General features: G+C 43.9%; 6 protein-coding genes. 3 read left to right on the top strand and 3 right to left on the bottom strand.

What is annotated here, in order from left to right:
• The first annotated feature begins 239 nt into the window (after window positions 1–239).
• From L0J61_RS06930 to L0J61_RS06920, 3 genes are all read left to right on the top strand, one after another.
• Window positions 240–1,313: a DUF1176 domain-containing protein gene (locus L0J61_RS06930; RefSeq protein ID WP_301465601.1), complete on the top strand. Its 1,074-nt coding sequence runs from the start codon at window positions 240–242 to the stop codon at window positions 1,311–1,313.
• Between the two features lie 610 nt (window positions 1,314–1,923).
• Complete coding sequence (locus tag L0J61_RS06925) at window positions 1,924–3,513, top strand: DEAD/DEAH box helicase (RefSeq protein WP_301465600.1); 1,590 nt, start codon at window positions 1,924–1,926, stop codon at window positions 3,511–3,513.
• 196 nt (window positions 3,514–3,709) lie between these two features.
• Window positions 3,710–4,093 (top strand): EamA family transporter, encoded by a 384-nt coding sequence (locus L0J61_RS06920; protein ID WP_301465599.1) that lies wholly within the window; start codon window positions 3,710–3,712, stop codon window positions 4,091–4,093.
• A 62-nt stretch (window positions 4,094–4,155) separates the two neighbouring features.
• On the opposite strand, the gene L0J61_RS06915 is transcribed toward L0J61_RS06920, so the two are convergent.
• From L0J61_RS06915 to L0J61_RS06905, 3 genes are all read right to left on the bottom strand, one after another.
• Window positions 4,156–4,896: a peptidase gene (locus L0J61_RS06915; protein WP_301465598.1), complete on the bottom strand. Its 741-nt coding sequence runs from the start codon at window positions 4,894–4,896 to the stop codon at window positions 4,156–4,158.
• A gap of 56 nt (window positions 4,897–4,952) precedes the next feature.
• Window positions 4,953–5,738, bottom strand: coding sequence for a transglutaminase family protein (locus L0J61_RS06910; RefSeq protein WP_301465597.1), 786 nt, complete (start codon window positions 5,736–5,738; stop codon window positions 4,953–4,955).
• 78 nt (window positions 5,739–5,816) lie between these two features.
• Window positions 5,817–8,162 carry a circularly permuted type 2 ATP-grasp protein gene (locus L0J61_RS06905; RefSeq protein WP_301465596.1) on the bottom strand — a complete coding sequence of 782 codons (2,346 nt, stop codon included), beginning with the start codon at window positions 8,160–8,162 and terminating at the stop codon, window positions 5,817–5,819.
• Window positions 8,163–8,406 lie beyond the last annotated feature (244 nt).

Genomic DNA, 8,406 nt, shown 5'->3' with positions numbered 1-8,406 from the left:
CATATAGTAACGTTGGTGCGTTAAGATAACAGTAGATTATTTTGATAAACCGATGTTTGTTGTCCCCTTGTTGATGAAAAATTACGGTGAAAGATTATATATAAGGTGGCAAGCAGTCAAACAAGCGTTATTCTCTCGTCAAGAGTAGTGTGTGAGAGATGCTATTAGTTCTCCGAAGTTTTCTCGTACTTTATCTTTATTAAACAATAAACCCTAAATCCTTTAAAGACATATTGCTGATGATAAACAATACAATAAAACGACCGGTGTTTGTGGCTATTAGTGCCGCTTTATTTAGTACAGGAAGCATGGCAGCCGGTACAGAGCTCACAAGTCAAGACTGGCAGGTTGTCTGTGACAATACGCGAACTTGCCGGCTGGCAGGCTACCAGGCCGAAAACAACAGTGAGTTCCCCGTATCAATAATGCTCATGAGAAGCGCGGGTGCGAATGCAGATACCTATGGCAAGGTAAAACTTGGCGGCTCTAAAGAAAGTTCAGCCAAGGCTTTGATGAAGCTCGGTAATCGGCATCGTATATCATTATTTATCAATGATAGAGACTATGGGGAAACTGAGCCTTTTTCTGCAGAAGGAGGTCATGCCGAGCTAACTGAAACACAAACGGATGTGTTGTTAGATGCCCTGACCAAGTCTAGCAAGATTGAGTTGGTACTGCGCAACTCACGCTGGCAGCTCTCTGACAAGGGCGCCAGTGCAGTCATGCTAAAAGCAGATGAGTTTCAGGGACGAGTAGGGACTCCAAGTGCTTTTGTTAGCAGTGGTGGTAGTGGTAAACCAAACAGTGATGTGTTGTCACCAAGAGCGAAGCCAAAACTCAATTTTGTCGCACCCAATCCACAAGCGAGCTCTAGCAATCAGAATAAGTTTGTCATGAAATCTTCCGAGTTAGCAGCGCTTGTTAAAGGCACAATGAGTGATGTAGATAGTGACTGTCCAAGCCTGGAAGATGATTCTTTATGGCGTGTCAACCGCTTAAATAGCTCGCAGTTGCTTGCTCAGCACGATTGTTGGATTAGCGCGTACAACGCTGGCACTGGCGTCTGGGTTATTAATGACCGAAAACCATACAATCCAAAATTGGTAACTACCAACGCCACCAGTTATGACAAAGGAAGATTATCCTCTGTACAAAAGGGGCGTGGCATCGGTGATTGTAGTGATACTGTTGACTGGCTATGGACTGGTAAATCTTTTGAAAAAAGTCACGAGAGTACGACTGGACTGTGTCGCATGGTTGAAGCAGGTGGTGCTTGGAAATTACCGACCTATGTAACGGATATCAGTCAATAGATCAAACACACCACCAAACGGTGAAAGTGAGTACTTTATATAGATAGCAGCTGCTCAATTTGAATGGCTGTTTCAGCACAACATCGTTTTCAATGATAGTTTTTGACCATATGGACTAAAAAATAGATACAGTTGGTTTTAGTTGTGCTATACTGCGTCGCCACGTTAGCCTCAGCTTTCGTGAATTATGAGATTGATAACATCGCCTGCGATTTTAGGTCTAGGATTGACCATGAGTAATTGTTGCCGATGATTTTGTGTACTTAAATAACACGCTTTAAAAATAGCGGTTACTTTTGACTCATATCTTATCTTCTGGCCCATAAATATGGGCCAGATTGGTTGTTATTTTCGGTTATCTGCTTTGGATAAAGCTTCGATAATACGCTTATATCAGACAAGGATAAGACACTCGGCACTACCACCAAAATACGTCAGGCAACACGCATACATTTATTATAGAGGCTTCGCTTTAATGGCTTGGCTTCTGATTATCGACCGTTTTATCTGGTTTGGTAGTCATATAATAAAAGCTGCATGGTGAACGGTTATCAGTGGTATGCATCAAGCTTGCTGAATTTACAGCATCTTATACTTACCAAGGATTCTCATGACTGATATCTTATCTACAATTGCCGCTGAAAACGGCATCATCGAAAACACCGATACCCCAAAAACCGATACAAATACTCAAGCAGATACCACTGACGCGCCTGAAGAAGACAAAGTCACCTTTGCTGAGCTTAATATTGCCAAGCCAATCCTAACTGCGCTTGATCGTATTGGTTATACCAATCCAACACCTATTCAAGCCCAAGCCATTCCTTTTGCATTACAAGGTCGTGACTTGCTATTGTCTGCCCAAACCGGTAGTGGTAAAACAGCAGCTTTCGTCATCCCTGTACTTGATCGTCTAAGCCGTGCAACCAGCTTTGACAAACTAACCAAAGCTCTTATCTTAACGCCAACTCGTGAGCTTGCTCAGCAAGTGCATGACAGCGTGCGTACGTATTCTAAAGACATGCGTGGTTTATTCTGCGTGCCATTGGTTGGCGGTGCGCCGTACAATGGTCAGATTACTGCCTTGAGAAAAGGGGTTCAGGTCATCGTAGCAACGCCTGGTCGTTTGCTTGATCACATCAAAGCTGGCCGTGTCGATTTGTCAAACCTCGAAGCATTGGTACTTGATGAAGCCGATCGCATGTTAGATATGGGCTTCGCTGATGACATCAGTGATATCTTGAGCGCTGCGCCGACAGATCGTCAGACAATTATGTGTTCAGCAACATGGGATGGCCCAGTGGGTAAGATCGCTGCTAGCTTTACTAAGAACCCTGAGCGCGTTTCAATCAAAGTCGAATCAGCACACATCGAAGAAAAAGTGTACTACTGTGATGATTTTAATCACAAAAACAAATTACTTGATAAAATTGTTTGCCAGCAAGAAATGGATCAGATCATTATCTTTGCAGCAACTAAGCGTAGTACCGAAAAACTGGCCAAATCACTACAAGAGCAAGGTCATAAAGCCAGCTTCCTGCACGGTGACTTACCACAAAATAAGCGTAACCGCATCGTCCAAGACCTGCGCAATGGCAAATGTAAAATCTTAGTTGCTACTGATGTTGCAGCTCGTGGTTTAGATGTGCCAGCGATTTCGCACGTCATTAACTATGACCTACCGCGTCAAACAGAAGATTATGTCCACCGTATCGGTCGTTGTGGTCGTGCTGGTCGTACTGGTGTTGCTATCAGTCTGTGTAGCATGGACGATCGTCCACAGCTAACTGCGATCAACCGTTACCTAGATCGCAAAATGGAAGTATGTGTCATCGAAGGTATGGAGCCTAAGAAGACTTACGTACCTAGTGAAAACAAAGGTAAAGGTCGTGGCCGTGGTCGCGGACGTTCTAATAGCCGTGGTCGTTCAGGCGGTGGCTATGCTGGCAAATCTAGCGGTGGCGGTCGTGGTCGCTCTTCAGACAAAGCGTCAACAGGCCAACGTGCCAGCAATGACAGCGGTTATCAAGGCAAGCCAAATGAACGTTCAGGTGGCAAGCCATACCAAGGGAAACGTACTGGTGCTAACCGTGGTGATCGTGCAGCTACTGGCCGTGGTCGTCTTAGCGGTAGTCAAGGTCGTCCGGCAAATCGCTCAAACAGTCGCTCAAATGGCGGCAATCGCGGTAGCAACTCGTAATAACTAAAACTTGAGGATTGAATAACGCAAGTGGTTCAATCCTCAATCAAAAAAGGCCAGATATTACTAGCAATAAGCTAGGTATCTGGCCTTTTTTGTGTCTATAATTTGATCTAAAAGCTTTTCATTTTTTATAATGGAGGCAGTTTTAAGCGGCTCGATACCTGCCTCAAAATTTAACCATAAAAAATCAGCCTTGTCGGCGTTAGCGCTTGTGGTCTGGGGAGGGCTAATCGCTTGTGTCATTCTGATTGTAGCGTCACTGCTATATGAGCGCGATGTTTGGCAAGTAGCAACTTTCACACAAGCTTCAATGAAGTCTTGGCTATCGATTGGATTTATCTTATATATCTCAACGCTCGTCGGTTTTGGACTATGGGCTCACTTGCTTGCGCAAAATACCGCCTCTGAGGTGATGCTCTTTGCGCTACTGGTGCCTATACTTGGGATGATCGCTTCAGTGCTACTCACCAACGAGGTGATAACGTGGTGGAAGATAGCAGCGATGGTACTGATCTTGTCAGGACTCATGCTCGCTAGTATAAAGATCGGATCGAAGAGATACGTGGTGGGCAAGTAGTCATTGTCGAACAAAAAAAGCCCCTTATCTATAGCGAGAAGGGGCTTGGTGTTTCGCTTATATTAATCCCAATAGCCTTCAGGGCACTGAGGTAACTCAATCAAAGTGCGACGTAGTGCTTCTGACCACTGATGACGAATCGTATTAAAATATTCATCACGCTCATCTATCCGGCGACCCGTTGGCAAAGTAAGGCTGTCATTTTCGTACAAAACAAAATCCAATGGCATGCCGACAGATAAGTTAGAGTGAATAGTTGAATCAAAAGACAACATCAAAGCACGAGCCGCGTGTCTGGCATCCGTATCATAGCCAACAGAGCGATCTAAAATAGGTTTGCCATATTTGCTCTCACCTAACTGAAAAAACGGTGTATCTCTAGTCGCTCTAATACAATTGCCTTCAGGATAAATCATATAAAGCTCAGGCTGCTGGCCTTTGATTTGACCACCAAGCATAAACGAGCTGGTAAAAGCGCCATCTCTATCAGCATTGGCGACTGTTTTGGCATGATTCATGGTGTCACGCATACACTCACCAACCAGTTGTGCGGCGTCAAATAAAGTCGTTACCGTATTGAGGTTGCTCTCTGTACGCTGATCGATATCGTTTTGCAATTTATTAAACACCGCCTGCGAGGTCGCAAGGCTACCTGCAGTTTGCAGTACCATAAAGCGCTCACCTTCGATGCCGTATTGATACAGCTTTCTAAATGTCGATATATGATCAACGCCTGCATTGGTACGAGTATCACTCGCAAATACCATTCCATCTTTGAGACGGATAGCAGCACAATAAGTCATGAAATAATCCTAAGTTATAAACACGGTAGTCGTAAAGGCAGACATTATAGCAAAGGCTATGCTAACTTAGAAACCAGTACTAAACTGTAAAGATTTTCGTACCCACCGCCCATTCGAACGCCGCGTACTGGAGCGGTATCTAAATAGTCTCGGCCAATGGCCACATAAACATGTGAGTTGGGCTGGAAAGCTTGGTTTGAGATATCAAAGGTATACCAAAAACCATCTAACCAAGCTTCAGCCCATGCATGACTTGCCATGTGGTTTTCTGTTTCATCATAAAGATACCCAGAGACATAACGAGCTGGAATCTGCTTGTCACGCAACATACCGACAAATACATGTGTGTGATCTTGGCATACCCCTGCACGTATGGCGAAGGATTCAGCGGCAGTCGTACCAACATTGGTCACATCTTTGACAAATGGCATCTTCATAATCAAAGCATTTGCCATAGATTTTAGGCTATCAAGGGTAGGCTTTTCCAAGTAAGGTGCTGCAAACTCACGCATTTCCTCTGAGCATTTAGTCAGAGGTGTTTGTACGGTAAACAGTAGATAAGGGACATGCGGCATATCTTCCAAACGTTCGGTATCGGTATTGATTTCGACGATGCCAGATGCCTGCATTTGTAAGTTATTGTGCGCCTCGTTGCGACTTAACGTCAGCCAATTGTTGCCAAAACCGTCTTTTAAGTTGGTAGCAACTTTTGGAATCATAACGTCCCATTTGTGGATAATCTGGTGTGGTAACTGCATAGGCGTCATACGGATATACTGTACACTACGCTGTGCCAACTCGCCATAATAGTAATTAGTTTGATGACTGATTTGAAGCTTCATAATATTATCCTCGTATTTTGCTCATTATCTTGTCTATTGCGATTGTCGGTTCAGTTATCATTACATATTTGGGTGGTATTAGACCCCTTGGCGCAGTATGAGGTTAAACTCTTCGCTGATAAGCACAAAATCACTAAATCGCTTAGATCGAATCATCTGATTGGTTAGGCGAGTCAGTTCACGCCAGCGGGTATTCTCTGGCAACTCGTTGATCCAGTGTTTGAATGCTAAGCTTACCTCCATTGAGTCTTCTTGCAATAAAACAGCGCGTTCAAGCTTTTCAAAATGTCGTCCCAATTGCCAAAAACAAGCGACTGTCGGATGCTCTTGTTTCATCGCAGCATTACAAGCATGTAGTTGCAAAGTAGCAGCACGATAAGTGCCTGCACTTGAAAGTCGCTTAATCAAGTTGTACAACTCAGCAGTATCTTTACCGATAACACCCTTGGCTTCTTGTACGTTGGTTTCTATTGACTCTACGATGTTTGGTATGATTTGTTGTTCAAGCTCACACAGCATCTGAGTGCTCATCGCTTTGACAGATTCTTCAAGGTCAGCGCTAAACCCTAGATGGTTAATTAAATGCTTCACTTGAGACTTTTTAAGATCCCCTTTGACCAGCTGCTTCATTACACTGTCGTAGTAGTATAGTCGCTCGCTATATCGACCCAACCAGATTAGCTGACTTGCTGTAGATAGCAGCAAAATCATTGGTGCATCATCTAGGTTTTCATACCCTGCTTCTATGGGCTGCGCACGATCATAATAATTGGTGTGGTCTAAAGCGCTAACCTCAAATGATGAGTGATGAGTCTTCGCAGCTCGTAGGTCGTTTAATTTGCTATCGTCAACGATCCAAGTGTCTTTGATACCGCCGCCTTGGGATGAATTGACGACCAAAGAGTCTTCAACCATTGCGACCCTAGTTAAGCCACCTGGTACGATATCAACTTTGCCATCCCCATGGCTGAGAATAAAGGGACGCAGATCGATGTGACGCGGTGCAATACCATCACTAACCGCAGTGGGGTTGGTGGATAAAGAAATGGTTGGTTGGGCTATGAAACCAGCGGGGTTTTCCAGTAAGCGTTCACGATAGGCTTCAACTTCTTCTTTTGTAGAGGTTGGGCCGATCAGCATGCCGTAGCCACCTGAGCCTTGGGTTTCTTTGACTACTAGATCTTGTAAGTTGTCGAGCACGTATTTGAGGTCTTCAGGCTTACGACATTGGTAAGTTTCGATATTCGGTAAAATAGGCTCTTCGTCTAAATAAAACCTAATCATATCGGGAACAAAAGGATAAAGACTCTTGTCATCAGCAACGCCGGTGCCTGGCGCATTGATTATGACCACATTGCCCGATCGGTATGCACTCATCAATCCTGATACACCTAAAATAGAGTCAGACTGGAAAGCAAGTGGATCGATATAAGGATCGTCGATACGGCGATAAATGACATCAACCTGTACCTTGCCGCGTATGCCTTGCATATAGACCTTGCTGTCCTCGACTACCAAATCGTAACCATGGACGAGAGGGACATTCATCTCATTTGCTAAAAAAGCATGTTCATAATAGGCGCTATTAAAACGTCCTGGAGTCAATATTACGATTTGTGGGTCGTATTTTGAAGTTGAGCTGGCAAGGCAGGATTTGAGGCGATTAGGATAATCACTGACTTCTAAAATAGGGGTTTGCTCGAACATTTCAGACAGGAGTGTCTCTGAAATGCTTCGGCTCTCCAGCATATAGGATACCCCAGAAGGCGTACGTAAGTTGTCTTCTAAGACACAAAAATTACCGTCTTCATCGCGAATGAGATCGATACCACTGATATGTGAATAGATGGGTTTATCAAGCTCAATGCCCATCATCCATGGCTCATAGCAACCACTGGCATAAACGTAGCTATCAGGGACCACACCGGCTTTCATGATTGCTTGATCGTGGTAGATATCATGCAAAAAAGCATTGAGCGCGGTAATTCGCTGTTTACAGCCTGCTTCTATCTGCTTCCATTCGCTGGTAGAAATGATGCGAGGGATTATATCAAACGGGATCATACGCTCGATATTTTGGGCGTCGCTATAGACGGTGAAAGTCACACCTTTACGATAAAAGATATTTTCTGCTTGTTCATTTAGATGGTTGAGAGCATCCATATTGATATTATCGAGCCAGTTGCCGACTGTTTTGGCGATTGGGCGATACTGACCTGTATTTGTTCGTAGCTCATCAAAGGTCTGTGACTTTATTTGAGGTTCTGGAGAGGTATTTTTTTTGGATTCATCGGTAGGCGTAGATGACGAAGAATCGACTTTGGCATCTTCTTGGACGGCTGATTTGGTTTGATTCTGATCTTGACTATCAGTGCTTTTATCGTCTGAACTCTGTTCCTGTGATTGAGATGATTTTTTGCTCATAAATACCTCACATATGCTGGATAAGTGATAAATTATGACAAAGAGGCGCGCTATCTTTTGCAGGCTAGCCACTGTATTAATATATATTACATGTCTTCTACCAAAGAAAAGCAGCCGTTGTCATAATGTTTGTCATCGTGACTTTTCAACTATAACCTTCTGCTAGTCAATGCACAACAGGTCTTTATCATTAAAAATTCATGACATCTAATCACTGTGGAAGCATGTATATCATGACTTTACA

This window comes from Psychrobacter sp., from assembly GCF_030457785.1.
Taxonomy (GTDB): domain Bacteria; phylum Pseudomonadota; class Gammaproteobacteria; order Pseudomonadales; family Moraxellaceae; genus Psychrobacter.
This window is presented reverse-complemented; position numbering and strand designations above follow the sequence as displayed.

Excerpts from the sequence above, each read along its gene's own strand:
- L0J61_RS06930 (WP_301465601.1), top strand. The coding sequence starts at position 240 with ATGATAAACAATACAATAAAACGACCGGTGTTTGTGGCTATTAGTGCC.
- L0J61_RS06925 (WP_301465600.1), top strand. The coding sequence starts at position 1,924 with ATGACTGATATCTTATCTACAATTGCCGCTGAAAACGGCATCATCGAA.
- L0J61_RS06905 (WP_301465596.1), bottom strand. The coding sequence starts at position 8,162 with ATGAGCAAAAAATCATCTCAATCACAGGAACAGAGTTCAGACGATAAA.
- L0J61_RS06915 (WP_301465598.1), bottom strand. The coding sequence starts at position 4,896 with ATGACTTATTGTGCTGCTATCCGTCTCAAAGATGGAATGGTATTTGCG.
- L0J61_RS06910 (WP_301465597.1), bottom strand. The coding sequence starts at position 5,738 with ATGAAGCTTCAAATCAGTCATCAAACTAATTACTATTATGGCGAGTTG.